Here is a 24,788-nt window from a genome sequence, read left to right on the forward strand (position 1 = left end):
AAGATACGGATCGGCGGTGTTCGGTGACCTCGATGTGCCTGTGCCTGTGCCTGGGCAGGGCGAGGTTCTGCTGGAGGTGCGGGCGGCGGGCGTCGACATGGGCGTCTGGCACCTGCTCACCGGCAAGCCGTACCTGCTGCGGATCCTCGGGTTCGGGTTCCGCGGGCCGAAGTCGCCCGTGCCCGGACGGGACGTCGCCGGTGTCGTGAGGGAGATCGGGCCCGGCGTGACCGGGTTCGAGGTCGGCGACGAGGTGTTCGGCACGTGCGAGGGGTCGTTCGCCGAGTACGCCGTCGCGCCGGTCTCACAGCTGGCGCGCAAGCCGGAGGGGATCTCGTTCACGGAGGCGGCCGCGATGCCGATCTCGGGCGGGACGGCGCTGCAGGGATTGCGCGGAGTCCAGCCGGGGCAACGGGTCCTGGTGCTCGGCGCGGGCGGTGGCGTCGGGTCGTACGGGGTCCAGATCGCGAAAGCCCTTGGCGCACACGTGACCGGTGTGTGCAGCACGAGCAAGGTCGAGTTGGTGCGGTCACTGGGCGCCGACGAGGTCTTCGACTACACCGTCGCGGACTTCACCGGCACGTACGACCTGATCCTGGACTGCGGCGGCGCCAGGCCGTTGTCCAGGTTGCGCAAGGCCACCAACGAGCGCGGCAGAATCGTCCTGGTCGGCGCGGAGACCGGCGGATCGATCACAGGCGGTTTCCAGAAGTCGCTGGGCTCTGTCCTGCTGAACCCGTTCTCGTCCAGGAAGTTCGTGCCGCTGATGTCCACCGAACGCGCTGACGTCTTCGACGAGCTGCGCGTGCTCGTCGAGGCGGGCTCGCTGAAGGCCGCCGTGGGCAAGGTGTTCCCGCTGTCCGAAGCGCTCGGCGCGGTGGACCACGTCTACTCGCGGCGGTCCGTCGGCAAGACGGTCGTCACGATCTGACCTCCGATCACCACGGTCGTCACGTGGTGCAACGCCGTGATGTCCCGCACGGGATCTCCTCGCACGGCGATGACGTCCGCATCCCAGCCGGGTTTCAGCACGCCCTTGCTCACGCCGCACGCCCTGGCGGCCTGGCTGGTCGCGCTGGCCAGCACGGCGATGTTCGGGATGCCCGCCGAGATCAGGTCCCGCAGGGCGTGGGCGATGATCCCGTGTGGTTTGCCCGCACCGATTCCGCCGTCCGTGCCGGACACCGTGCGCACGCCGTGATCGAACATCCGCCCGGCCGCGTCGATCTTGGCGGCCATGGTCATCCCCATGCGGTCGAACGCCTCCTTGATGTGGGGAGGCGGGTCCATCGTGACGCCGAAGGTGTGGCAGACGGCGACGTCGGCCTCCGCCAGCGCGTCCATCAGCTCGACGGGGACGACCATGGCCCCGCCGGACAGGCACGTGCAGTGCTCGATGCCGTCCACGCCGGCGGCCACGGCGTGCTGGACGGCCCTGAGGCTGTGGGCGTGCGCTGTGATCGGGAGGGCCAGCGAATGAGCCTCCTCGACCACCACGCGCAGTTCGTGCTCGGTGAACTGGCAGTCGTCGACGATCGTGCCGGGGGTGGCGAACCCGCCGCTGGCCATGATCTTGACGACGTCGACGTTGCGTTCGGCTCTGGCGCGCACGGCCTGGCGGAGCGCGTCCTCACCGGACGCTTCGCCGCCCATCGACCAGCAGTGGCCACGCGGGCTGGTGATGGGCGGTCCGGAGGCGAGGACGCGCTGCCGGTGCTTCGAGCGCTGCTCCACCACGGACCACTCGCGGTCACCCAGATCGCGGACGGTGGTCACACCTGCCCTGAGGTGGCGGTCGAGGCCATCCCTGATCACCTCGTCGAGGTGCTCGGTGGTGAAGTCGGGCAGGCGGTCCAGCGCGCCGTTCTCGCTGTCCGCGCACAGGTGGACGTGGGTGTCGATCAGTCCGGGCAGGACGGTGGCGGTGCCGAGGTCGACGACCTCGGCACCGGCGACGTCGGGATGCCCCTGCTCGACGGCCTTGATCTTCCCGTCCTCGACGAGGACCGTGACGGGGCCCGGAACCGACCGCTCACCGTCGAACGCACGCCCTGCCCGCAGCGCCAGCATCGGCCCAGTCTGAGCGCCACCTGGTGGGAAAGCAATGGTCAGCGGGCATGTGGCAACGTCGTGAACTCCTCGACCTGAGGCAGGTCGTGACCGAGCCGGTCCCGCTTCGCCGTCAGGTACGCGATGTTGTGCGCGTTGGGCGTCATGAGCGACGGCACGCGTGCGGTCACCGAAATTCCGCAGGACTCCAGCGCCGCGATCTTGTCCGGGTTGTTGGACATCAGCCGCACGGACTGCACGCGCAGGTGCTTGAGCACGCGAGCCGCGGGGGAGTAGTCGCGGACGTCGACGGGCAGGCCGAGCGACGTGGCCGAGTCCAACGTGTCCAGTCCCTCGTCCTGCAGCACGTGGGTGCGGATCTTCGACACCAAGCCGATTCCGCGTCCTTCGTGCCCGCGCAGGTAGACCAGGATGCCGCTGCCTTCGCGCACGATCGTGTTCAGCGCGGCGTCGAGCTGTTCGCCGCACTCGCAGCGCATCGCGGCGAAGATGTCGCCGGTCATGCACTCGGAGTGGATGCGCACGAGGACGTTCTCGCGCAGCTTCGTCTTGCCGTACACCAGGGCCATGTGCTCGTGGCCGTCCGCGCGGAACGCGACTGCGCGGAAGGTGCCACGGCGGGTCACCAGATCGGACTCCGCGACGTCTTCCTCGTTGAAGGCCTCTTCGAACATCTCCGGTCCCCTTGTCACCAGGCGCCTTCCGAACGTGCAGCTACGCTCGGATGGAGTCGCACCGTAACCCGACCGCACAGCGGAGGTCACCCTGTTCAGCATCACCGTCCGCGATCACGTGATGATCGCCCACAGTTTCCGCGGCGAGGTCTTCGGTCCGGCACAACGTCTCCATGGAGCAACGTTCGTGGTGGACGCAACGTTCAAACGGACTGAGCTCGATTCGGACAACATCGTCGTCGACATCGGACTCGCCACCCAGGAGCTGAACAAGGTCCTGGCCGCCTTCAACTACCGCAACCTGGACGAAGAACCCCAGTTCGCAGGCATCAACACGTCCACGGAGTGGCTCGCGAAACACATCGCGGACCAGCTCGCGGACAAGATCTCCGAGGGTGCGCTGGGTGAGGGCGCTCACGGGATCGATGCGATCGCCGTCACACTCCACGAGTCGCATGTGGCGTGGGCGGGCTACGAACGTGCACTTCGTCCTTCCGGCTGACGTCGGAGATCCGGGCAGTCCCAGCGGCGGCAACGTCTACGACCTGCGTGTGAGCGCGGGCCTGAACCGTCTGCTCGTCGCTGGTGACTGGCCGAGTCCGAGCGACGCCACCGCGTTGGAGCAAACGCTTGCGGCGATCCCGCAAGGAGACGTCGTGCTCCTCGACGGCCTCGTGAGCTGCGGACTGCCCGAAGTCGTCGTTCCTCACACGCGAAGATTGAACATCGCCGTGCTGGTGCATCTGCCGCTCGCCGACGAGACCGGCCTTGATCCCGGTACCGCACGCGACCTCGACGCCCGCGAAGGGCGGGTCCTGAGGGCTGCGAGGGCGGTCATCGCGACGAGTCCGACGGCCGCGCGCGACATCGAGCGCAGGCACGGGCTCGACCACGTCCACGTCGTCGCCCCCGGCACCGATCCGGCGCCCTTGGCACACGGCACGGACGGCGTTCACCACCTGCTCTGCGTCGCGTCCATCACACCTCGCAAAGGCCACGACCTGCTGGTCAGGGCGTTGCGGAGGATCGAACGCGACTGGCGGCTGACGTGCGTGGGCCCGCACCGGCCGTTCCTGCGCGAGCTTCCGCGAGACGACCGCGTCAGTTTCCCCGGGCCACTCGCCGGCGAGGCGCTGACCAGCGCGTATGCCAGCGCCGACCTCTTCGTGCTGGCCTCCCGCGCCGAGACCTACGGCATGGTCGTCACCGAGGCGCTCGCCCGCGGCCTGCCGGTCATCGCGAGCGCGGTCCCGGACGCCCTCGGCGACGGCGGTCTGCTCATTCCCGCCGGGGACGAAAACGCATTGGAAGCTGCACTGACGCGGTGGTTCGAAGATCAAGATTTCCGGGCCGGACTGCGTGCGAAGGCGCTCGTCCGGCGGGCCGTTCTGTCCACTTGGGACGAATCCACAGAGGACCTGCGGAGGGTGCTGGCTACGCTCCGGCCATGACCTTCGCCCCGGAATGGCTGGCACTGCGTGAGAACGCCGACGCGACCGCACGCTCGACCGAGTTCGTGGACGCCCTCCGCGAAACTCTGGTGAACCGAAACCCCCTGACGATCCGTGACCTGGGTTGTGGAACGGGATCGATGGGACGATGGCTCGCCGGGAGGCTCGGCGGCGTGCAGCACTGGGTGCTGCACGACCGCGACCCCCGGCTGCTCGGGCTGGCGGAGGCCAGCGTGAGCGCACTGGAGGACGTCACCGCCGAGACGCGTGAGGGCGACCTCACGTCCCTGAAAGCCGCCGACATCGCAGGCGCCGACCTCGTCACGTGCTCCGCCCTGCTCGACCTGCTCACCGCCGAAGAGATGAACGCTCTGGCGCTGGCCTGCGTAGAAGCTCATGTGCCCGCACTGTTCACGCTCTCGGTGGCCGGCCGGATCGACATCGATCCGGCCGAGCCGCTCGACGCCGCCTTCCAGGACGCGTTCAACGCTCACCAGCGTCGCGTCGTGGACGGGCGCCGTCTGCTCGGACCTGACGCACCGGCTGCCGCCGAAGAGGCGTTCGTGGCGGCCGGCGCCGCGGTCCGAACGGCTCAAAGCCCCTGGCGCATGAATGGCGACGCCCTGCAGCGGGAATGGCTGAAGGGCTGGGTCGACGCCGCGGTGGAGCAGGAACCCGCACTCGCCTCCGAGGCTTCCGACTACCTGCGTCGCAGGTCAACGGCCTCTGTGGTGGTCCACCACGTCGATTTGCTGGCGCTACCGGGAGCTGTGTGATGAATTACCTGAAAATCAAGACACTATGGCCATGGCTCCGTTTGGTTTTGGCGTTGGGCATCCTGGTGGCTCTGGGCGTGCGCCTGGGCACCGGGGCGTTCGTCGACGGACTGCGCGCGATCGACGCGTTCTCCGTGGCCGCCGCACTGGCGATCGGGCTCGTGACGACGGTGCTCAGCGCGGGTCGCTGGGTCCTCGTCGCGCGCCGCCTCGGCCTGCCGCTGACCCTGCGCACCGCGGTCAGCGACTACTACCGCGCCCAGCTCGTCAACGCCGTGCTGCCCGCGGGCGTGCTCGGTGACGTGCACCGCGCGGTCAACCACGGCCGTGAGTCGGGCGACGTCGGACGCGGCGTGCGCGCCGTGTTCTTCGAGCGCTTCGCCGGCCAGATCGTGCTCATCGGGATCGGGCTCGCGGTGCTGCTCACGCACCCCGCGCCCGGCCTCGACCTGGCGCCGGACGGCACCACCGCGGCGCTGATCCTCGCCGGTCTGGCCGTCCTGACCGCCGTCGGCTGGAACAGCCGGCCGGTGCGCAAGGCACTGGTCAACACCCTCGCGGACGGCATCAGGCTGCTGTCGTTGCGCACCTGGCCCGCCGTGATCGGGCTGTCGGCCGCCACGGTCGCGGGCTACGTCGCGATGTTCCTGGTGGCCGCCCGCGCCGCCGGGTCGGACGCGACGGTCACCCAGCTCGCGCCGGTCGTCGTGCTGGCGCTGCTGATCATGGCGATCCCGGTCAACATCGGCGGGTTCGGCCCGCGCGAGGCGTTCCTCGCGGTGGCGTTCGGCGCCGCCGGTCTGGGCGCCGCGCAGGGCTTCACCACGGGCATCGTCTACGGCGTGCTGGCGCTCATCGCCGCTCTGCCCGGCGCGGTCGTGCTGTTCCTGTCACGCCGTGCCAAGACCGAACAGGTCGAGGTAGTGGCGGAAGGACTCGGCCAGCCCCGCGAGCAGGAGCTCGCCCTTGCGCGCTGACGCGAGTGACGGACGCCCGATGACGCCGGAGGACGTGTACGGCGTCAGACCCAGGGTGAGCATGTGCCGCCGGTCCTCCGCCAGGTGGTCAGAGGTTTCGTAGCCGGGACGGATCAGATCGGGGTGCGCGTGCAGCAGGATCGAGGTCTCCAGCTCGCCCGCGTGCATGTCGCTGTACGCCGAGGTCTCGATGCCGGCCTTCTCCCGCGCGAACGCCCAGTCGTCCCGGCCGGGAAACAGTGCCAGGCCCTCGCCCTCCTGCACGATGTTGGACAGCACGTAGTTGCCGCCGTGGCCGTTGACCAGCACCAGGTTCGTGACACCGTTGCGCCGCAGGGACTCCGCGATGTCCGTGACCACTGAGATCAGCGTGCGCGCGGAGATGCTGACGGTTCCCGGCCAGTCGGCGTGCTCCTGCGAGCACGAGAACTGGATCGGCGGCAGCAGCCGGACCGGGTACCGCGCGGCGATCTCCGACGCGATCGTCCACGCGATCACCGAGTCCGTGGCCAGCGGCAGGTGCGGACCGTGCTGCTCGGTGCTGCCGACCGGGAGCACGGCCACGCGCTTGTCGCGGACGTCGACCGTGGTGTCACTCGGAAACATGAGCCTGACCGTAGTCAATCCGGTGGCACAGCGCCGGAATCTCGCCGTCGGCCAGCTTGGGCATCACAGCGGGCAGTTCCTCGAACGCGCTGTGTCCCGTGATCAGCGCGTCGAACCTGTCGTCGGACAGCAGGTCGAGCGCGACCGCCATGCGTTCGGCGTAGGTGCGGTCCGGGCGGCCGACCGTGCCGACCTGGCTGCTGCGGATCGTCAGCCTGCGCGAGTGGAAGAACTCGCCCAGCGGCACGGAGATCTTCCGGTCGCCGTACCAGCTCAGCTCGATCACGCGGCCTTCCGGCGCGAGCAGGTCGAGAGCCGTGGTGAGGCCCGGTTCGGTCGCACTGGCGTGGAAGACGAGATCGCAGCCGTCAAGGGCGTTGCCCGGCAGGGCGAAGCCGACACCAAGCTTCCGCGCGACCTCCTCCCGAGCGGGATCGGCGTCCACGAGCTCGACGCGGGCGCCGGGGAACGTGGCGAGCACCGCGGCGATGCTCGACCCGACCATGCCACCACCGACCACCGCGATCCGGTCGCCGATCAGCGGACGCGCGTCCCACACGGCGTTGACCGCGGTCTCGACGGTGCCCGCCAGCACCGCCCTCGAGGCCGGCACCGAGTCGGGCACGGGCGTGACCGAGGTTTCCGGCACCACGTAACGAGTCTGATGTGGATAGAGACAGAACACCGTGCGCCCGCGCAGGTGCCCGTGTTCGACGACGCCCACGTTGAGGTATCCGTACTTCACCGGCCACGGGAAGTCGCCCTCCTGGAAGGGAGCCCTCATCACCGCGTACTGGTTCTCCGGCACACCACCGCGGAACACGAGGGTCTCCGTGCCGCGGCTGACGCCCGAGAACAGCGTGCGCACCTCGACCTCACCCGGACCGGGTTCGGGCAGTGCGACCTGCCGAACCTCCCCGTTTCCGGATTCATTGAGCCAAAAGGCACTCGCCGTACGTGTCACTCACAACACCTCCGCCGCACGAAGTTCGTTAGGGGCACCTGATGATCACACTTCAGCACACCAGGACACCCGTCGTCGTACGGGAGCCTGCCGCCTGGGCCGCCGCCCAGGTACTCCTGCTGGCTGTGGTGGGTGCCACTACCGGCCTCGGACTGCTCGGCTGGTCCGCCGGTCTCGCCTACGGGTTCGCCACGTGGGCGTTCCTCGGCTACGGCATGCAGCGTCATCGCACCAGCTCCTTAGGTCCCGCCGACCGCGTCACGCTCGCTCGCGGCCTGATGGTCGGCGCGGTGACCGCCCTGGTCGCGGACCGTGCCGGGCAGGACGTCCCGGTCGCGCTGGTCGTGACGCTGGCGGCCGTCGCGCTGTCACTCGACTGGGTGGACGGTCAGGTCGCTCGCCGCACGGGCACCTCGACCGCGCTGGGCGCCCGGTTCGACATGGAGGTCGACGCCTTCCTCATCCTGGTGCTGAGCGCGTACGTGGCCGTGCACATGGGTCCGTGGGTGCTCGCGATCGGGCTCATGCGGTACGCGTTCGTCGCCGCTTCCTGGCGTCTGCGCTGGATGAACGCGCCGCTGCCCGCCAGCTACGCCCGCAAGGTCGTGGCCGCGGTCCAAGGGATCTTCCTCGTCGTGGCGGCATCCGGCCTGCTGCCGTTCGCGGGCGTCCTCGTTGGTCTCGCGCTGGCATCGCTCGTGTGGTCGTTCGGTCGCGATGTGCTCTGGCTGTGGAACAACGCGGCCGTTTCGGTGGGAGAATCCCGCCATGCCTGAGCAGACCTCAACAGCGGCGAAGATCGGCAACATCGTCGTCTGGATCCTGCAGATCGTGCTCGCCGTGCAGTTCGTGATGAACGGCTACGCGCTGTTCACCGACTCGTTCGTCGCCAAGTTCGACGACATCGGCTTCGGTCAGTGGTTCCGCTACTTCACCGGTGTGCTGGAGATCGGCACCGCGATCGGCCTGCTCATCCCGCCCATCTGCGGCCTCGCGGCGCTGGGCCTCGCGGGCATCATGGCCGGCGCGGCGCTGACCGAACTGCTCCTGGTCACCAACGGCGGCTTCGACGACGCGATGATGCCGCTGATCTTCATGGTGTGGGCGCTGGTGATCGCGGTCTACCGCCGCGAACAGATCTTCGGTGCGCTCAAGCTCGTTCGGAAGTGACTTTCGGGAAGTAGCGGAGCACCGCGACGTCCCCGACTTTCGTGACGTCCTCCAGGTGGAATCGGCGTGCCGGTCCACCGGGGAATTCGGCGGGATTCACGAAACGCGGGGCCGTCGCCTGTCCGATCAGCATCGGTGCCACCGCCACCCTGATCTCGTCGGCCAGTCCGGCTTCGAGGAACGCCGTGTGAATGCTCGTGCCGCCTTCGACCATGAGCTTTCTCACGCCGCGCGCGCCCAGATCGTCCAGAATCTCCGAGAATTCGCTGAAGGTCTTCGTCTCGGTGAGGTGGCCGACCGTGGTCTCCGGGGTGCGCGAGTACACCAGGCTGGCGCCGCCGCAGTGCCAGAACCGCAGCTCAGGGTCCAGATCGCCACTTCTCGTGACGGTGACGCGCAACGGGTACTCCGGTTTGCCGTCGGCTATTCTCCGCGCGCGCCGTTCTTCGCTGTAGACCAGCAGCCGCGCGTTGTCACGGCGCAGTGTCTCGGCCCCCGCCAGAATCGCGTCCGACTCCGCGCGCATCCGGTCGACGTGGTCGAAGTCCTCGGCGTTGGAAAGAGGAAACCTCTCGGTGCCGCGATCGTCGATGTGGCCGTCGAGGCTGACGGCGACGCTGAGCAGAACGTGCGGGCGGGTCACGGACCAGATGGTAGAGCAGTTGAACCGGTGGTGTGCCGCGCCGCGTTTACCTCATAGAGTCTGGAAAGGGGATTCTCGGTGAGGATGTTGCCGCGGCGGACGGTCACGGTCCTGGCGGGACTGTTCGTGTTGTTCGTGCTCATCGCACCGAGCGACCTGGAGAAGTTCTCGTTCGAGGCGTTCCTGCGGGTGCCGCTCGAAGGCCTCGTCGGCGTGCTGGTCCTGATGCTGCTGCCCGACCGGATCCGCAGGCCCGCGGCCATCGCCGGCGGCGTCGCGCTGGGCCTGTTCGCGGTCGTCAAGATCATGGACATCGGCTTCGACATGGTGCTGTACCGGCCGTTCGACCTCGTGCTGGACTGGCCGTTGCTCGTGCCCGCCATCGACTTCGTGGACGTGACGTTCGGCCGCTTCGCCTCGGTTCTCGCCGTGGGTCTCGCGTTCGCGCTGGTCGCCGGGATCGTGCTCGTCGCGGCGATCTCCGTGCAGCGCCTCGGGTCTGTCGCCGCCGGACGGCGTCCCGTCGCGATCCGGGCCGTGGCCGCGGCGGTCGTGGTGTGCGTTTCCCTTGCCGTGCCAGGGGTTCCGGTCTACTCCGACGCCGCGGCGACGTCGCTGGTCGACCACGCGCGACGCGTCCAGGCCGGTCTGAACGACCGGGAGGTGTTCGCGGCGGAGGCCTCCGTCGACGCGTTCCGCGATCACCCCGGGCTGCTGTCCTCGTTGCAGGGCAAGGACGTCGTCTTCACGTTCGTGGAGAGCTACGGCAAGTCGGCGCTGGACATGCCGGACGTCGCCGCGAAGCTGGCGCAGGGCAACGATCGGCTCGAGGCCGCCGGGTACTCGGCCCGCTCGGCGTACCTGACCTCGCCGACCGCCGGCGGTGGCAGCTGGATGGCGCAGGCGACGCTGCTGTCCGGGCTGTGGATCGACAACCAGCAGCGGTACCGCAACCTCGTGGCCTCCGACCGGCTGACGCTGCCGCGCGCGTTCCGCGAGTCGTCGTGGCGTTCGGTCGGTGTCGTCCCCGGCATCACGCAGGCGTGGCCGGAAGGCGACTTCTTCCACTACGACAAGATCTACGCCGCCCAGGACCTCGGCTACCAGGGACCGCGCTTCGGTTACGCGACGACGCCCGACCAGTTCACCTTGGAGTCGTTCCAACGCAACGAGCGCTCGAAGGCCCACGGCCCGGTGATGGCGGCGATCCCGATGGTGTCCTCGCACGCGCCGTGGTCACCGACCCCGGACTTCGTGGACTGGGACGACCTCGGCGACGGCTCGATCTACTCGACGATGCCCGCGTCGAACGACCCGCCGGAGTCGATCTTCGGCCGCGACCCGGCGGCCGTGCGCGCCGACTACGCGCACTCCATCTCGTACTCGCTGGAGTCCGTGCTCTCGTACCTCGAGAAGTACGGCGACGAGAACCTGGTGATGGTGTTCCTCGGCGACCACCAGCCGGCGCAGATGGTGACCGGAGAAGGCGCGTCGCGGGACGTGCCGATCACCGTCGTCGCCAAGGACCCGGCCGTGATGGCCGAGGTCGGGGCCTGGAAGTGGGACGACGGGATCAAGCCGGGAGGGTCGGCCCCGGTGTCGCGGATGAGCGACTTCCGGGACCAGTTCCTCTCGACCTTCTCGCCGCCGAACGCCTAGCGCGGTGATCAGCCCATCGTCTTCTGGCCGTCGATCGTCTCGCGGATGATGTCCGCGTGGCCCGCGTGCTGCGAGGTCTCCGCGACGATGTGCACGAACACCCGCCGGGCCGACCACGTCTTGCCCTCGGGGAACCACGGCGCGGCGGGCAACGGGTGCGAGAGGTCCATGTCGACCGTCTCGACCAGCTTGTCGGTGTAGGCCGCGACCTCGTTGTAGCGGGCGATGATGCTCTCCAGCGTCTCGCCCGGCTCCATCCGGAAGTTCGCCGCGTGGTTCTCGTAGTCCGTCGACTCGGGGTCGGTCTCCATCGCCGAGGTGCCGTGCTCGATGAACTTGACCCAGCTCTCCTCGACCGACGCGACGTGCTTGATCAGACCGCCGATGCTCAGCGCGCTCGCGGTCGGGCTCGACGCCGCCTGCTCGTCGCTCAGGCCCTGCGCGGTGAACGTCAGGAACCAGCGGTGCTGCCGCAGGGTCTCGAGGAGGTCCGCGCGCTCGCCGGTGAGGATCTCGGTGGTGGTCATCGCTTCTGTCCTTCGCTCGTTTGTCCCGACATGAAGGACTCTAGGACCACTTGAGGTCAGCTTGTGTCCTAGACGAACGGCCGCTCAAGCGAAACTCGAGCGCCGTTCGAGCGATCCGGCGTTGACCTGGCGTCACCCTCCGTGAGTCAGCCGACCGTGCCTACTCGTCCAGGTAACCGTCACCCGGACGGTCGACCCGGCCGCCGCCTTCCTCGGTCTCCTCGATGTGCATGGCGGTCTCCTCGGGCGAGGTGACGAACTCGCCGCCGCCCGCCTCGGTCGCGACCGCGTCCGGTTCCTCGTCGACGGGCTCGCCGCCGCCCTCGGGCGTGGTGAACTGCTGGTGTTCGGTCATGCACTCGTGGTTTCCGGCGAACAGGACGTGCAAACGTCAGCAGCGCGGAAGACTCATGGCATGCGCCTGGCCCTGTCCCTGCTCCTGGTGCTGACCGCCTGTTCGGTGACGCCCGCCGATCCGGTGGCGCTGCTCGACGGCTGGCGGGAGGTGATGCGGCAGCAGAAGTCGGTGCGGCTCGACGTCAAGATCGAGGTCGGCGGCAAGCACCCGCACGAACAGGCCTACGCCGGTGTGCTGCACTTCAGCGGGATGGGCGGCACGCCGCAGCACGACGTGACCGCGCACAGGGAGAGCAGGTACGGCACCATCGACTACCGCTCGGTGAGAGTGCAGGACGACGACTACCTCAGCCACAGCGATCTCACCCTGCCGCCCGGCAAGGAGTTCTCCGGCATGGGGCTCGACGACGCGTTGTGGGTGGGCGCGCTGTCGGTGGAGTTGTCGCTGGCCCAGCAGGCATACGCACCGAGCGGCGCGTTCAGCGGGATCGACCGCAAGACCCTCCGGCTCACCGAGCACGACGGCGACCGGTACGTGTTCGCCGCGGGTGGGGTGCCGCACTCGGGCGGTTACACGAACGGTGACGTGCGGCTCGTCGTCGAGGTGGACGACGAGAACAGGCCGGTGCGGGTCGAGCGCAGCGCGCCGACCGTCGACGAGCAGACCGAGCGGCTCACCGCCGTGTACAGCCAGTGGAGCACCGCACCGGACGTGCTGCGGCCGCCGCAGGAGGTCGTGGCGAAACCGAAGGACGTTGTCGTCCAACGGCGTTAGGGTCGGCGGCATGATCGCTCACGACCTCCAGCGCTACCTCCAGAACTCGCGAGACTCGGTGCTGTCCTCTTTGGACGGACTGAGCGAGTACGACGCCCGGCGCCCGCTCGTGCCCAGCGGCACCAACCTGCTCGGCCTGGTGAAGCACCTGGTCGGCATCGAGTTCGGCTACCTCGGCGACAGCGTCGGCCGTCCGGCGCCGGTGACGCTGCCGTGGAACGAGGACGGGTCGGTCTGGGAGAACGGCGACATGTGGGCCAAGCCGTCCGAGTCCCGCGAGTACCTCGTCGACCTGTACCGCCAGGCCTGGAAGCACACCGACGAGTCGATCGCGGACCTGCCGCTGGACGCGCCGGGCTCGGTGGCGTGGTGGCCGGAGCACAAGCGGCAGACCACGTTCGGGCACCTGCTCGTCCGCGTCACGGCGGAGACCGCGCAGCACGCCGGGCACTGAGACGTCGTGCGCGAACTGATCGACGGCCGGTCCGGCGCGGACAACCCCGACGGCTACTACGACCTGGTCCTGAGCATGGCGAGCGCACCGATCACCGGACCGGGCACGAGCAGCAGGAACGCGTAACGCCAGGTCACGACGTCGGCGAGCAGCGGGACGAGCTGGATGCTGACCACCGTCAGCCCGAACCCGACAGCGGTCAGCGCGGTGAGCGCCGTCCCGACGTAGCGCGGGTCGGCGACCTCGCTCAACGACGCCGAGAACACCCCGGAGTCCGCGATCACCGAGGCGCCCCACACCGCGCAGAACGCGATCAGCAGCGACGTTCCCCACGCGAGCGGCGAGAGCAGGCAGCAGAGCCCGCTCACCGTCAGCGCTCCCACGGCGGCGGGCGCGCGCCCGAACCTGTCCGCCGCCCAGCCGCCCGCGAGACAGCCGGCAAACCCGGCCACACCCATGGTCAGGAACACCGTGACACCAACGGGTTCGCCCGAACTCAGCAGAAACGCCGGCAGCCACGTCCACAGCGCGTACAGCTCCCACATGTGCCCGAAGTAGCCGAGGTTCACCAGCCTCGGCTTGCGCTCCCGGAACATCTGCACGGCATAACGCGGGTTGAGCTGCGCGGTCGTGGCGGTCAGGAACGGCCCCGGCCGCACGACCAGCAGCGCCACCACGGCACCCAGCAGTGCGATGGCCGCGGCGGCGAAGAGCACCTCGCGCCACGGCAGCCGCCCGAACACGTGGGGGAGCGCCGAGCCCAGCGTCAGCGCCCCGATCAGCACGCCCAGCGCCCGTCCGCGGTTGCGCGGCTCCGACCAGGACGCCATCAGCTTCATGCCCACCGGGTAGACGCCGGCGAGCGCCACCCCGGTCAGGAACCGCAACGGGATCGCGGCGCCCAGCCCGTCCACGACCAGCCCGAGCACCAGCGTGAACACCGCGCCCAGAGCCGCGGAGCAGGCGAGCAGCAGGTGCGGGCGGACGCGGTCGGCGAGGTTCAGCACCGTGGCCCCGACGGCGCCCGTCACGAAGCCGAGCTGCACGGACGCGGTCAGCCACACCGCCGCGCCCGCGCTGATGCCCCACTCGGCCTGGAGGGAGGGAACGACGGCGGACATCGAGAACCACACGGCCAGGCCGAGGACCTGGACGAGTGCGATGGCGGCTCGCTGGATCAGCACCTCGTGCATTCTCCACGCTCTGGTCGTCGCCGCAGGACGGCCCGGCCTTGTCGAAAGTAAGGGGCGTTCGGTGCCGAAGGTCAGGGGCGCCGGTGCCGGCACCTTCGTAGGTTCGGCTGGGTGACTTGGCTGACTGTGGGCACCGACGCGGTGCTCGGTGTGTTCGCGTTGATGTTCTTGTTGTTGTGGTTCCAGCACCGGCTGCGGGCGTTCCTCGCGGGTGCCGGTGTGGTGGTGGCGTACGCGATCAGCGAGGTCGTCAAGCTGGTCGTGCGGGAGGAACGGCCCTGCCGCACGGCGCCGTCGATCGCGGAGTGCCCGGAGCCGGGCGACTGGTCGTTCCCCAGCAACCACTCGGTGATCGCCGGTGCGTCCGCGATGGCGATCTGGGCGTTGCACCGGACCTACGGCTGGGTGGCTGCCGTGTGCGCGATCGCGGCGGCGTCGTCGCGGGTGATCGTGGGTGTCCACTATGTACACGACGTCATGGCCGGGCTGGCGCTCGGAGCGTTGGTGTCGTGGGGGATCGCGGTGCTGCTGGACAGGAAGCGGCAGCGGCGCCAGGTGGCCGACGCGCCGACCGTGGTGATGCAGCGACTGCGATGATGGTCGCCGTGTGGGAGGTTCTGCTCTACCTGGTCCTGTTCGGCGCGGCTTTCACCGTGGTGCGCGACCGGCCCGCGGTCGCACTGGGAACCGCGCTGGGGACCTGGCTCGTCTGCTACCTCGTCACCGTCGACTTCGACGTCAGGGTGGTGGCGCTCGCTCCCGCACTGGCACTGATCAGCTTCCTCGCCGGACGCAACGCCGAGGACCCGAGGCCCACGGCGATCGCACTGACGATCGCCGAGATCGCCGGTGTCGTCGTGGCTCTCACCGAGCGCGGTGGTTCCGACACCGCGCTCGCCGTCACCTCCGGCATCGGCGTGCTCGGTGTCGTGCCCTGGGCCTTCGGCCGGTTCCGGCGCCGGTACGCGGAGCTGCGCGAGGTCGGCTGGGAGCACGCCTCGTTGCTGGAGCGCAGCGTCGAGAACGCCCGCAACGCCGAGCGCGCCCGGCTCGCGGGCGAGATGCACGACCTCGTCGGTCACGAGCTGGCACGGGCCGCGTTGCTGACCGGTGCGCTGGAACTGGAGCCGACGCTCACCGCACAACAGCGCGAGGCAGCCGGAACCGCCCGCGCCAGCGTCACGGCCGCGGCGGAACGGCTGGCCGACGTCATGCAGGTGCTGCGCGCAGACGAGGACGAACCCGTCGCGACGATCGAGGAGGTCGTTGCCAGGAGCGGACTCGACGTCGAACTCGTCAACGGCCGCAGGACCGCGATCGACGGCATCATCGCGCGGACCGTCCACCGGGTGACGGCCGAGGCGCTGACGAACGTGATCAAGCACGCGCCCGGCGCGAAGGTCACCGTGAGCCTGTCCGCGAACCTGGAGCTGCGCATCACCAACGGCCCGGCGCCGAGGACCCAGGCGGTCGGCAGCGGCAAGGGACTGGTGGGCCTCGCCGAACGCGTCGCGCTCGTCGGCGGCTGGTTCGAGGCCGCGCCGTCCGACGACGGCGGGTTCGAGGTCAGGGCGAAGCTCCCGGAACGCCCACGCGCCAGGACGACGCCAACGCACGTACGCCGCGAACGCACCGAGAAGGAGCTTCGCAAGAGCGCCAAACGCACGGTCCTGATCACCACGGTCGTGTGCGCGGGAATCGCGATCGGCGTGCCCGGCTACATGGTGTTCGACGCCGTGACGTCCGTTCTCACGCCGCAGCAGTTCGAACGGGCAGAACTCGGGCAACACGAGGACACCCTCGACCTGCCGCTGCGCACCCGCGTCGACAACCCGCTCGGCGTCACCGCCCCGCCGGGCACCGAGTGCCGCTACTACAGCACGCACCCCAACCCGTTCGACGGCGACCGCCACGACCTGCACCAGCTGTGCTTCCGGGATGATCGGCTCGTGTCCAAGCAGTGGCTCGCCAGGAGGAGCGGTTGATCAGGGTCGTGCTCGCGGACGACGAACCGGTGGTCAGGTTCGGCGTGAAGGCCGTCCTCGGCACCGCCGGGGACATCGAGGTGGTCGCCGAGGCGGAGAACGGCAGCGTGGCGATCGACCTCGTGGCCCGGCACAGGCCCGACGTGGCCGTGCTCGACATCCGCATGCCCGTGTTCGACGGTCTCGACGCGGCCAAGGTGATCCGCGAGTGCCATCCCGGCACGAAGACGCTGGTGCTGACCACGTTCGCCGACGACGCGTACATCAGCCGGGCGCTGGGGGAGGGCGCGGCCGGGTTCGTGCTGAAGACCGGCGACCCGCAGGAGATCATCTCCGGGGTCCGCGCCGTCGCGAACGGCGGCGCGTTCCTGTCCCCGATGGTGGCGAAGCGAGTCGTGGACCAGCTCTCCCGCGCGCACCCGCGACCCCTTGCGACGCAACGGATCGAGGTCCTGACCGCGCGGGAACGCGAGGTGCTCGGCCTGGTCGGCGCCGGTCTGTCCAACGCCGAGATCGCCGCCCGCATCCACGTCGTCGAGGGCACTGTGAAGGTCTACGTCAGCACGATCTTCCGGCAGCTCGGGGTCCGCAACCGGGTGCAGGCCGCGATCATCGCCCACGAGTCGGGGATCATTCCCGGCTAGTGGCGTGGCTCAGCGTGGCTGTTGGTGGGACCTGGTGGTGTGTTGCACCTGCCGTAGCGGCATGTGCTGTTCTTGGAGCCAGGACAGCACGAAAGGCTCCGCTTGCGATGCACCTCTCCTTCACGCCTCCCCGCCAAGTCAAGATCGGTGATGCCGCCGCCTTCGCCGGAACAACCCCACGCGCCATCCGCCATTACCACCAGATCGGTCTGCTTCGTGAGCCCGAGCGCGGAGGGGACGGCCGCCGCCGCTACGGCTACGACGACATGATCCGCCTGCTGTGGATCCGCAAGATGGCGGAGGCCGGCATCAGGCTCGACGACATGCGGGCGGCGTTCGACGAAACCCGGGACATCGAGGAGACCCTGGGCGGACTGGAGAAGACCCTGGCCGCTCAGGAGGCCGAGATCAGACGTCAACGCGTGGCCGTTCAGCGCCTGCGGGCCGTGGGCAGTCCACTGGGGCTGCTTTCGGATCTGGTGACGGACCGGCTCAGCCACCTGCCTCCTGGCGCGCTGCGACCCTCCGATGTGGACGCCCTGCTGGTCACGGAACGGATCTTCGGCCCGCTGGGCGCCGCCGTCCAGGCCAGCTCGTTCATCGTGCTGGCCACCCACCCCGACCTGCGGGCTGAGGAAGACCGTCTCGACGCGGCCGAGGCCGCCCTCGACGAGGGCGTCGAGCCCGATGACCCGCGTGTCGAAGAACTTGCCACACAGCGATACGCCCACCTCAAGGCCATGGAACAGGCCGCCGAGGCTGCCGGGCTGGACAGGGCCGAGGAGAAGCTCTTCGAGATCTACGGCGACCAGGACGAGGAGCACGAAACACGGATGAGCGCCTTCGAAGCGTTCACCAAGATGCCGTATGACTTCTCTCCCGCCCGGATGCGTTGCGTCGAGCGCGCGGGACAACTCCTGGGTCAGGACCTCGCGGACAGCTGACGCGGGACCGCTCGGCCTTGGCCGGACATCAGCACCACTGGCTAGGTGCGGGCACCGATGCCCGAGATCGCCCGGACTTCCATCTCCGCCGCCTTGGCCGCCATCTCCGGCTCCCGCTTGGAGAAGATCGTGGCGAGGAACCCGCACAGGAACGAGAACGGGATCGACACCAGGCCGGGGTTGCCGAGCGGGAACCACGCGAAGTCCAGGTCCGGGAAGATCGACGTCTTCGCGCCGGACATCACCGGCGAGAACAGGATCAGCACCAGGCACGAGCCCAGGCCGCCGTAGATGCTCCACAGCGTGCCGGTGGTGTTGAAGCGGCGCCAGAAGATCGTGTAGAGGATCGTCGACAGGTTCGCCGAGGCGGCCAGGGCCAGCGCGAGCGACACGAGGAACGCGACGTTCTGCCCGTTCGCCGCGATGCCGCCGATGATCGACAGGATGCCGACGACCACGGCCGTCAGCCGCGCGACCCGGATCTCCCTGCGGGGTTCGGCGTTGCCGCGCTTGATCACGTTCGCGTAGACGTCGTGCGCGAACGAGGCGGAGGCCGCCAGCGTCAGGCCGGCGACGACCGCGAGGATCGTGGCGAACGCGACGGCGGACACGACGCCGAGCAGCACGGCCCCACCGATTTCGAACGCGAGCAGCGGCGCTGCGGAGTTCTCGCCACCCGGTGCCGCGGCGATCTTCTCGGTGCCGACCAGGGCCATCGCGCCGAAGCCGATCACCAGCGTGCACAGGTAGAAGATGACCATCGTCCAGGTCGCCCACACGACCGAGCGACGCGCCTCGGAGGCGTTCGGCACGGTGTAGAAGCGCATCAGCACGTGCGGCAGTGACGCGATGCCCAGCACCAGCGACAGAGCCAGGGAGACGAAGTCCAGTTTGGACATCGCGCTGAAGCCGTACTTCGCGCCCGGATCCAGCACCGCCTCGCCGAGCGCGTTGTTCTCGGTGGCCTGCTGCATGATCGCCGACAGGCTGAACCCGAACTTGCCCAGCAGGAAGACGCTCATCAGCGTCACGCAGAGCAGCAGCAGGACGGCCTTGATGATCTGCACCCAGGTCGTGCCCTTCATGCCGCCGACCAGCACGTAGAGCACCATGACCATGCCGACCAGCGCGATCAGGATCGCCTGGCCCCACTTCGAGGTCACGTTGAGCAGCAACGCGATCAGGCCGCCGGCGCCCGCCATCTGCGCGATCATGTAGAAGAACGAGATCACCAGCGTCGCGTTCGCCGCGGCCGCGCGGACCGGGCGCTGCTTCATCCGGAACGCCAGCACGTCGCCGACGGTGAAGCGGCCGGTGTTGCGCAGGCCCTCCGCGATCAGCAGCAGGCCGACCAGCCACGCCACGACCCAGCCGACGGAGTAGAGGAACCCGTCGTAGCCGTGCGCCGCGATGCCGCCGGAGATGCCGAGGAACGACGCGGCGGACAGGAAGTCGCCGGACAGCGCCACGCCGTTCTGCGCGCCGGTGAACGAGCTGCCGGCCGCGTAGTAGTCCGACGCCGTCACGTTCCGGCTCGAAACGCGGTAGACGATGTAGAGGGTGATCAGGACGAACACCGCGAAGACGCTGAGGTTCAGCACCGGGTTGCCGGTGGTGGGCATGACTTACTCCTCGACGCCCGTCTTCTCGGCGAGCAATTTCCGCTGCGGGTCCAGCCGTCGCTTTGCGTAGCGGGCATAACCGAGCGTGATGATGATCGAAGTCACAAACTGTCCGAGGCCCAGCAGGATCCCGAGGTTGATCACGCCGATCACCTTGGTGCTGACGAAGTCTTTCGCGTACGCGGACAGCAGTACGAAGGTCAGGTAGGACGCGAGGAAAAGCGCGGTCATCGGGAAGATGAACGTCGTGAGCCGGCGACGGAGAGTGCGGAATTCTTCGGTCTGCCGAATGAGCTCGAACTTCGGGGTGCCGTCGGAATCGACGTACGACAAAGTATCCGGGTCGTCGAACGACGCGAAACCCCGGATTTCCCCGTACTCGTGCTGCGCTTCGCCAGGCGACCGCATCGCCTTGGTCATGTACCCCTGCCCCTCGTGTGCGGCGCCCACTGTAGCGCTCTCACGTGTGCAGTCAACGTGACGGACACCCCCCGGAAACGGGCGAAACCGGACCAATGCCGAACACCGGCCGGACCGAAACCGGACTGAAAGCCGGACTCCCATTCGTCTCAAATGGTTCGCACCGACGTCTGTATCACGTGGACGGTCCGGAGTTGCAACAGGTGCAACACCTGAAGCCTTGGTCAAGCCCGTTGTCGCACGTGTGCACCTGGCCTAGGATCGGCCGGTCCGCGTTATTGGTGACGGTTGGGGATAAAGTGGGGTTCTTAGCGCGCGAACGCCAAGTCGCGCCTCCCGGATGGAACCGCTGGCTCGTTCCGCCCGCAGCTCTGGCGATTCATCTCTCCATTGGCCAGGCCTACGCCTGGAGCGTCTTCAAGACGCCGCTGGAGAAATCTCTCGGCATCACCGGAACGCAGTCCGCACTGCCGTTCCAGCTCGGCATCGTGATGCTCGGGCTCTCCGCCGCCGTGCTCGGCACGACGGTGGAGCGCAGGGGCCCGCGCTGGGCCATGCTGATGTCCCTGATCGCCTTCTGCTCCGGCCTGCTGATCTCGGCGGTCGGCGTGTGGGCCGGTCAGTACTGGGTCGTCGTCCTCGGCTACGGCCTCGTCGGCGGCATCGGTCTCGGCATCGGCTACATCTCGCCGGTCTCGACGCTGATCAAGTGGTTCCCCGACCGGCCGGGCATGGCGACCGGCATCGCGATCATGGGCTTCGGCGGCGGCGCGCTGATCGCGTCACCGTGGTCGACCTCGATGCTGACGGCGTTCGGCGCCACCACGTCGGGCATCGGCAAGGCCTTCCTCGTGCACGGCATCGCCTACGCGGTCTTCATGAGCGTCGGCGTGCTGCTGATCCGCCTGCCCTCCCCGGAGTTCACGGCGGAGAAGGTGGCGCTGCTCAAGGACAAGCCGAAGGCCAACGTCGGCTTCAACGTCTCCGCGAACAACGCGATCAAGACGCCGCAGTTCTGGCTGCTGTGGGTCGTGCTGTGCTTCAACGTCACCGCGGGCATCGGCATCCTGGAGAAGGCCGCGCCGATGCTGGTCGACTTCTTCAAGGAGTCCTCGACGCCCGTCGCCGCCACCGCGGCCACCGGTTTCGTGGCACTGCTGTCCGCCGCGAACATGGCCGGCCGGTTCGTCTGGTCGTCCACTTCGGACATCGTGGGCCGCAAGAACATCTACCGCCTCTACCTCGGTGTCGGCGCGCTGCTCTACCTGGTGCTGCTGACGGCCGGCTCGACCAGCACCCCGCTGTTCGTGATCGCGGCGATGGTGATCCTGTCGTTCTACGGCGCGGGCTTCGCGACCGTCCCGGCGTACCTGCGCGACCTGTTCGGCACCTTCCAGGTCGGCGCGATCCACGGTCGCCTGCTCACCGCGTGGTCGGTGGCCGGCGTGCTCGGGCCGTTGATCGTCAACGCCATCGCGGACGCGGGCAAGAAGGCAGGCCACGTCGGTCCTGACTTGTACGCGACGTCGTTCTACATCATGATCTCGCTGCTGGTCGTCGGTTTCGTCGCGAACGAGTTGATCCGCCCGGTCAACCCGAAGTTTCACGAGCCCGCGGCCGCTGGGGAGACCGGCAAGCCCTCGCCCCAGGGCGACGACGAGGCCACGGTCGCCAAGTGGAACGAGGCCGAGGCCGCCGAGTCGGCTGATGTGGAAGAAGCGGAAGGCGTGGTGAAGAAGTGAGCTCACCCCAAGAGAGCCGGTCAAGCACGTTGCTGCTGGTCGGTGCGTGGTTGTGGGTGGGCCTGCCGCTCGCCTACGGCCTGTACCGGCTCTTCCTGAACGCGGCCAAGCTCTTCGTCTGATGTTCAACGCGCTCGTCAACTGGCGCAACTGGCGCCTGCCGGTGAAGCTCGCCGCGGTGTTGATCGTTCCGGTCACCATCGCGGTGGGCTCCGGCGTGCTGCAGATCAACTCCCAGATCGACCGCGCCGAGACCTACGCGGCGCTCCAGCGACTGGTGAAGGTCCGTGCCGCCCTGATCCCCGTGATCGAGGGCGTGCAGATGGAACGGCGGATCGTCGCCGAGGGCGTCGGCCCGCAGCTCCTGGCCGAGCAGGTCCAGCGCACCGACGACGCCCGCGCGGCACTGCGCGCCCAGATCGCGAAGACCTCGCTCGGCGAGGTCGTGACCGCCCGCATGAACGACGTGCAGGGCCGCATCGGCGACCTGCCCGCGTTGCGCGAGCGGGCGGGCGGCGACGTGCCGGCCGTGATCAAGACCTACAGCGAGCTCACCGACTCGTTGCTCGACGTGGACGAGGTCATCGCGAGCGAGTTCGGCGACGCCGCGCTGCTGCGCACGGCCATGGGCCTGCACCACGTGGTGCACGTGCGCGACCAGGTCCTGTACCAGCAGGCGGTCGTGCTGTCCGGGCTCACCCGCGGCCAGCTGACCAACGCCGAGGTGCGGTCGCTGGTCGAGTCGAACGTCAAGCTCGGCTACATCGCGGGCGAGTTCGCCGCGCTCGCGACCCCGGACCAGATGAAGACCTACGGCAAGAACTTCAACGGCCCGGACATCGAGGCCCAGCGCACGATGCTGGCCGCCGCGGTGCTGCACCCCACCTCCGACGCGCCGAACACGGGCAACGGCACCAACGCCGCCCGGCCCAAGCCGCTGCCGATCGCGGCCGCGGACTGGAGCAGGGCGACGGGCGCCGTGGTGGCGTCGATGGGCAGCGTGGTCACGGGGTTGCAGGACGACCTGCGCGCCACCGCCGACCGCCTGCGCGACGAGTCCAGCGACGCCGCCGGCACGGCGTCCGCGGTCCTGTTCGCCAGCCTGATCCTGGCCGCCACCATCGGGTTCGTCGTCGGCCGCTACCTGCTGCGCTCGCTCAACGCGCTGCGCCGCTCCGCACTCGACGTGGCCTGGGACAAGTTGCCCGAGATGGTCGCGACCGGACGCGGCAGCACCGAGATCGAGCCCGTGCCGGTGCACACGACCGAGGAGTTCGGCCAGGTGGCGCGCGCGTTCGACGCGGTGCACCAGCAGGCCGTGAAGTCGGTCATCGAGCAGGCGAGCATGCGCGCGAACATGCGCAACATCTTCGTGAACCTCTCGCGGCGCAGCCAGAGCCTCGTCGAACGCCAGCTCAAGCTGATGGAGGAGCTGGAGAAGTACGAGGAGGACCCGGACCAGCTCGCGAACCTCTTCAAGCTCGACCACCTCGCCACCCGCATGCGCCGCAACAACGAGAACCTGATGGTGCTCTCCGGCGGCGACGTGGCGCGGCGGTTCCACAAGCCGATCCCGCTCACCGACGTGCTGCGCGCGGCGGCCGCGGAGATCGAGCAGTACCAGCGGGTGATGGTGCACACGGCACCCAACGCCGAGGTCGTCGGTTACGTGGCGAGCGACCTGGTCCGCCTGCTCGCCGAACTCCTCGACAACGCCACGGCGTTCTCGCCGCCGCACACCCAGGTCTCGATCAGCGCGTCGATCGAGCCGGGCGACATCGTGCAGATCGACGTGGTCGACCAGGGCATCGGCCTCGACCCCGAGGCGCTCGAGGGCGTCAACCAGCGGCTCGAGGCCGCGGGGGAGGGCATGGACGTCCAGGTCTTCCGCGAAATGGGACTTTTCGTCGTCGGAAGGCTCGCCGCGCGCCACCAGATCGTGGTACGCCTGGATGCGAAGCAAGGTGCCGGGACTCGCGCGATCGTGTTGGTTCCGGCCGAACTGGCACCACGACGGCAAGAGTCCTGGGAGTCTTTCCGAGGGGAGACGATCGAACGGCAGCGAGCATCGTGGTTCCAGCAGACGACGCAGGCCGCCGCACCACCGCCTCCCCCCGCACCCGCACGCCAGACGCCGGAATCGGCCCGGGGCTTCCTCGACGCCTTCCAGCGGGGTGTGCAACGCGGCCTTCCCGAAAACCAGGAGAGTCGATGAGCACGCAGGTGGACCAGTTCGGCTGGCTGGTCACCAACTTCGCCGAACGCACCCCCGGCATCGAGCACGCCGTGGTGATCTCCGCGGACGGCCTGGTGTTGATCTCGTCCTCGAAGCTGCCGGAGCACGTCGCACCGCAGTTCGCGGCGATCGTGGCCGGCGTGGTCTCCCTCGCCGAGTCCGCGTCGAAGTGCTTCGCCGGCGAGGCGGTCGTCCGCACGGTCGTGCAGATGGACAGAGGCGTGATGCTGCTGTCCTCGATCAGCGACGGCTCCGTCCTCGCGGTGCTGGCGACGTCCTCGGCCGACGTCGCGCAGATCGCCTACGAGATGACCGTCGTCGTGCGGCAGGTGGGCCAGCTGCTCACGCCCGAGCTGCGGGCCGAGCTCGCATGAGAGAGCCCGACGAACAGGTCAACTTCGGCGATCTGATCAGCGGTTTCAGCTTCGACAGCGAGCGGATCCGCAAGCGGAACAAGAAGAAGCCCGAGCGTTCCGCGGAACCCGTCCAGAAGCCGGACCCGTACGCGACGCTGGCGTTCGAGCCGGTCCCGCCGCTGCCGTCGGTCGAGACGGGCATCGACTCGTCGTCGTCGATCGTGCGCGCCTACGCGTGGACCGGCGGCCGCACCACGTCCGACGTGCACCTGGAGATCGAGACGCTGGTCTCGGTCAACGAGTTCTCGTCCACCGCCGTGCGCCCGGAACACCAGGACGTGCTGGCCCTGTGCATGCAGCCCCGTTCGGTGGCGGAGATCGCCTCCCTGCGCGGGCTGCCGCTGGGCGTCACGAAGGTGCTGCTCGGCGACATGGCCGGGCACGGGCTGATCGACGTGCACCGCACGGCGTCGTCGTACGGCGGCGACAGGCCGGACGGGATGCTCCTGGAACGGGTGCTGGCGGGGCTCCGCCGGCTCTGAG

General features: G+C 68.9%; 29 protein-coding genes. 19 read left to right on the forward strand and 10 right to left on the reverse strand.

Going from position 1 to position 24,788, the window contains the following annotated elements:
- The first annotated feature begins 40 nt into the window (after positions 1-40).
- A complete protein-coding gene (locus AB0M48_RS15615; RefSeq protein WP_363841521.1) occupies positions 41-931 on the forward strand; it encodes an NAD(P)-dependent alcohol dehydrogenase in 891 nt (296 codons plus the stop codon).
- Here AB0M48_RS15615 and AB0M48_RS15620 read toward each other — a convergent pair.
- Together AB0M48_RS15620 and ribA are read right to left on the reverse strand one after the other, a co-directional pair.
- Complete coding sequence (locus AB0M48_RS15620) at positions 889-2,070, reverse strand: amidohydrolase family protein (protein ID WP_363841524.1); 1,182 nt, start codon at positions 2,068-2,070, stop codon at positions 889-891. The two genes, AB0M48_RS15615 and AB0M48_RS15620, sit on opposite strands and share 43 nt — an antisense overlap.
- 38 nt (positions 2,071-2,108) lie before the next feature.
- A complete protein-coding gene (ribA, locus tag AB0M48_RS15625; protein ID WP_363841527.1) occupies positions 2,109-2,744 on the reverse strand; it encodes a GTP cyclohydrolase II in 636 nt (211 codons plus the stop codon).
- 91 nt (positions 2,745-2,835) lie between these two features.
- On the opposite strand from ribA, the gene AB0M48_RS15630 reads away from it, so the two are divergent.
- From AB0M48_RS15630 to AB0M48_RS15645, 4 genes are read left to right on the forward strand one after another with little or no spacing between them, the layout of a single operon-like run.
- The gene (locus AB0M48_RS15630; RefSeq protein WP_319986618.1) at positions 2,836-3,246 is read left to right on the forward strand and encodes a 6-carboxytetrahydropterin synthase; all 411 of its coding nucleotides are present in this window, start codon (positions 2,836-2,838) and stop codon (positions 3,244-3,246) included.
- Positions 3,224-4,195 carry a glycosyltransferase family 4 protein gene (locus AB0M48_RS15635; RefSeq protein WP_363841530.1) on the forward strand — a complete coding sequence of 324 codons (972 nt, stop codon included), beginning with the start codon at positions 3,224-3,226 and terminating at the stop codon, positions 4,193-4,195. Before AB0M48_RS15630 ends, AB0M48_RS15635 begins: the two co-directional genes overlap by 23 nt.
- Positions 4,192-4,971: a class I SAM-dependent methyltransferase gene (locus tag AB0M48_RS15640; protein WP_363841533.1), complete on the forward strand. Its 780-nt coding sequence runs from the start codon at positions 4,192-4,194 to the stop codon at positions 4,969-4,971. The genes AB0M48_RS15635 and AB0M48_RS15640 overlap by 4 nt, the downstream gene beginning before the upstream one ends.
- 53 nt (positions 4,972-5,024) lie before the next feature.
- Positions 5,025-5,948: a lysylphosphatidylglycerol synthase transmembrane domain-containing protein gene (locus tag AB0M48_RS15645; RefSeq protein ID WP_363841536.1), complete on the forward strand. Its 924-nt coding sequence runs from the start codon at positions 5,025-5,027 to the stop codon at positions 5,946-5,948.
- On the opposite strand, the gene AB0M48_RS15650 is transcribed toward AB0M48_RS15645, so the two are convergent.
- Entirely contained in the window at positions 5,862-6,554 is a 693-nt protein-coding gene (locus AB0M48_RS15650; protein WP_363841539.1) for a creatininase family protein, read from the reverse strand. The genes AB0M48_RS15645 and AB0M48_RS15650 overlap by 87 nt on opposite strands.
- Positions 6,541-7,518, reverse strand: coding sequence for a zinc-binding alcohol dehydrogenase (locus AB0M48_RS15655; protein WP_363841542.1), 978 nt, complete (start codon positions 7,516-7,518; stop codon positions 6,541-6,543). The genes AB0M48_RS15650 and AB0M48_RS15655 overlap by 14 nt, the downstream gene beginning before the upstream one ends.
- A 41-nt stretch (positions 7,519-7,559) precedes the next feature.
- Here AB0M48_RS15655 and AB0M48_RS15660 point away from each other — a divergent pair, with 41 nt between their 5' ends.
- Positions 7,560-8,294: a CDP-alcohol phosphatidyltransferase family protein gene (locus AB0M48_RS15660; protein WP_363841545.1), complete on the forward strand. Its 735-nt coding sequence runs from the start codon at positions 7,560-7,562 to the stop codon at positions 8,292-8,294.
- Positions 8,287-8,688 carry a DoxX family protein gene (locus AB0M48_RS15665; protein WP_363841548.1) on the forward strand — a complete coding sequence of 134 codons (402 nt, stop codon included), beginning with the start codon at positions 8,287-8,289 and terminating at the stop codon, positions 8,686-8,688. Before AB0M48_RS15660 ends, AB0M48_RS15665 begins: the two co-directional genes overlap by 8 nt.
- Here the strand turns inward: AB0M48_RS15665 and AB0M48_RS15670 are convergent.
- A complete protein-coding gene (locus AB0M48_RS15670; protein ID WP_319986504.1) occupies positions 8,669-9,331 on the reverse strand; it encodes a dihydrofolate reductase family protein in 663 nt (220 codons plus the stop codon). The two genes, AB0M48_RS15665 and AB0M48_RS15670, sit on opposite strands and share 20 nt — an antisense overlap.
- Before the next feature lie 84 nt (positions 9,332-9,415).
- Between AB0M48_RS15670 and AB0M48_RS15675 the strand changes: the two genes are divergently transcribed.
- The gene (locus AB0M48_RS15675; RefSeq protein ID WP_363842691.1) at positions 9,416-10,990 is read left to right on the forward strand and encodes a sulfatase-like hydrolase/transferase; all 1,575 of its coding nucleotides are present in this window, start codon (positions 9,416-9,418) and stop codon (positions 10,988-10,990) included.
- Between the two features lie 8 nt (positions 10,991-10,998).
- Here AB0M48_RS15675 and AB0M48_RS15680 read toward each other — a convergent pair whose 3' ends face one another.
- Both AB0M48_RS15680 and AB0M48_RS15685 read right to left on the reverse strand, forming a co-directional pair.
- Complete coding sequence (locus AB0M48_RS15680) at positions 10,999-11,517, reverse strand: DinB family protein (RefSeq protein ID WP_363841552.1); 519 nt, start codon at positions 11,515-11,517, stop codon at positions 10,999-11,001.
- A gap of 160 nt (positions 11,518-11,677) precedes the next feature.
- Positions 11,678-11,872 carry a hypothetical protein gene (locus tag AB0M48_RS15685; protein WP_266039604.1) on the reverse strand — a complete coding sequence of 65 codons (195 nt, stop codon included), beginning with the start codon at positions 11,870-11,872 and terminating at the stop codon, positions 11,678-11,680.
- Between the two features lie 60 nt (positions 11,873-11,932).
- On the opposite strand from AB0M48_RS15685, the gene AB0M48_RS15690 reads away from it, so the two are divergent.
- Together AB0M48_RS15690 and AB0M48_RS15695 are read left to right on the forward strand one after the other, a co-directional pair.
- Complete coding sequence (locus tag AB0M48_RS15690; RefSeq protein WP_363841556.1) at positions 11,933-12,649, forward strand: hypothetical protein; 717 nt, start codon at positions 11,933-11,935, stop codon at positions 12,647-12,649.
- A 10-nt stretch (positions 12,650-12,659) separates the two neighbouring features.
- Entirely contained in the window at positions 12,660-13,103 is a 444-nt protein-coding gene (locus AB0M48_RS15695) for a DinB family protein (protein WP_363841559.1), read from the forward strand.
- A gap of 56 nt (positions 13,104-13,159) precedes the next feature.
- Here AB0M48_RS15695 and AB0M48_RS15700 read toward each other — a convergent pair whose 3' ends face one another.
- Positions 13,160-14,296, reverse strand: coding sequence for an MFS transporter (locus tag AB0M48_RS15700; RefSeq protein ID WP_363841562.1), 1,137 nt, complete (start codon positions 14,294-14,296; stop codon positions 13,160-13,162).
- Positions 14,297-14,407: 111 nt separating this feature from the next.
- Between AB0M48_RS15700 and AB0M48_RS15705 the strand changes: the two genes are divergently transcribed.
- The 4 genes from AB0M48_RS15705 to AB0M48_RS15720 all read left to right on the forward strand — a co-directional run bounded on the left by AB0M48_RS15705 (position 14,408) and on the right by AB0M48_RS15720 (position 17,869).
- Positions 14,408-14,893 (forward strand): phosphatase PAP2 family protein, encoded by a 486-nt coding sequence (locus tag AB0M48_RS15705; protein WP_363841565.1) that lies wholly within the window; start codon positions 14,408-14,410, stop codon positions 14,891-14,893.
- A gap of 8 nt (positions 14,894-14,901) precedes the next feature.
- Positions 14,902-16,281, forward strand: a complete 1,380-nt coding sequence (locus tag AB0M48_RS15710; RefSeq protein ID WP_363841568.1) for a histidine kinase — start codon at positions 14,902-14,904, stop codon at positions 16,279-16,281.
- Positions 16,278-16,925, forward strand: a complete 648-nt coding sequence (locus AB0M48_RS15715) for a response regulator transcription factor (RefSeq protein ID WP_363841571.1) — start codon at positions 16,278-16,280, stop codon at positions 16,923-16,925. Before AB0M48_RS15710 ends, AB0M48_RS15715 begins: the two co-directional genes overlap by 4 nt.
- 107 nt (positions 16,926-17,032) lie before the next feature.
- On the forward strand, positions 17,033-17,869 hold the full coding sequence (locus AB0M48_RS15720; protein WP_363841574.1) for a MerR family transcriptional regulator: 837 nt from the start codon (positions 17,033-17,035) through the stop codon (positions 17,867-17,869).
- 41 nt (positions 17,870-17,910) lie between these two features.
- Here the strand turns inward: AB0M48_RS15720 and AB0M48_RS15725 are convergent, their stop codons facing one another.
- Both AB0M48_RS15725 and AB0M48_RS15730 read right to left on the reverse strand, forming a co-directional pair.
- The gene (locus AB0M48_RS15725) at positions 17,911-19,491 is read right to left on the reverse strand and encodes a cation acetate symporter (RefSeq protein WP_363841577.1); all 1,581 of its coding nucleotides are present in this window, start codon (positions 19,489-19,491) and stop codon (positions 17,911-17,913) included.
- Positions 19,492-19,494: 3 nt separating this feature from the next.
- Entirely contained in the window at positions 19,495-19,911 is a 417-nt protein-coding gene (locus tag AB0M48_RS15730) for a DUF485 domain-containing protein (protein WP_363841580.1), read from the reverse strand.
- A 299-nt stretch (positions 19,912-20,210) separates the two neighbouring features.
- Between AB0M48_RS15730 and AB0M48_RS15735 the strand changes: the two genes are divergently transcribed.
- Genes AB0M48_RS15735 through AB0M48_RS15755 form a run of 5 tightly spaced genes read left to right on the forward strand, consistent with a single transcriptional unit; the run spans position 20,211 to position 24,787 of the window.
- On the forward strand, positions 20,211-21,653 hold the full coding sequence (locus tag AB0M48_RS15735; RefSeq protein WP_363841583.1) for an OFA family MFS transporter: 1,443 nt from the start codon (positions 20,211-20,213) through the stop codon (positions 21,651-21,653).
- Positions 21,650-21,775 carry a hypothetical protein gene (locus AB0M48_RS15740; RefSeq protein WP_363841586.1) on the forward strand — a complete coding sequence of 42 codons (126 nt, stop codon included), beginning with the start codon at positions 21,650-21,652 and terminating at the stop codon, positions 21,773-21,775. The genes AB0M48_RS15735 and AB0M48_RS15740 overlap by 4 nt, the downstream gene beginning before the upstream one ends.
- Complete coding sequence (locus AB0M48_RS15745; RefSeq protein WP_363841589.1) at positions 21,775-23,868, forward strand: nitrate- and nitrite sensing domain-containing protein; 2,094 nt, start codon at positions 21,775-21,777, stop codon at positions 23,866-23,868. Before AB0M48_RS15740 ends, AB0M48_RS15745 begins: the two co-directional genes overlap by 1 nt.
- Positions 23,865-24,263, forward strand: a complete 399-nt coding sequence (locus AB0M48_RS15750; RefSeq protein ID WP_363841592.1) for a roadblock/LC7 domain-containing protein — start codon at positions 23,865-23,867, stop codon at positions 24,261-24,263. Before AB0M48_RS15745 ends, AB0M48_RS15750 begins: the two co-directional genes overlap by 4 nt.
- On the forward strand, positions 24,260-24,787 hold the full coding sequence (locus tag AB0M48_RS15755; RefSeq protein WP_363841595.1) for a DUF742 domain-containing protein: 528 nt from the start codon (positions 24,260-24,262) through the stop codon (positions 24,785-24,787). Before AB0M48_RS15750 ends, AB0M48_RS15755 begins: the two co-directional genes overlap by 4 nt.
- Position 24,788 lies beyond the last annotated feature (1 nt).

It is taken from the genome of Lentzea sp. NPDC051208, from assembly GCF_040682435.1.
In the GTDB taxonomy this organism is placed as follows: domain Bacteria; phylum Actinomycetota; class Actinomycetes; order Mycobacteriales; family Pseudonocardiaceae; genus Lentzea; species Lentzea kristufekii.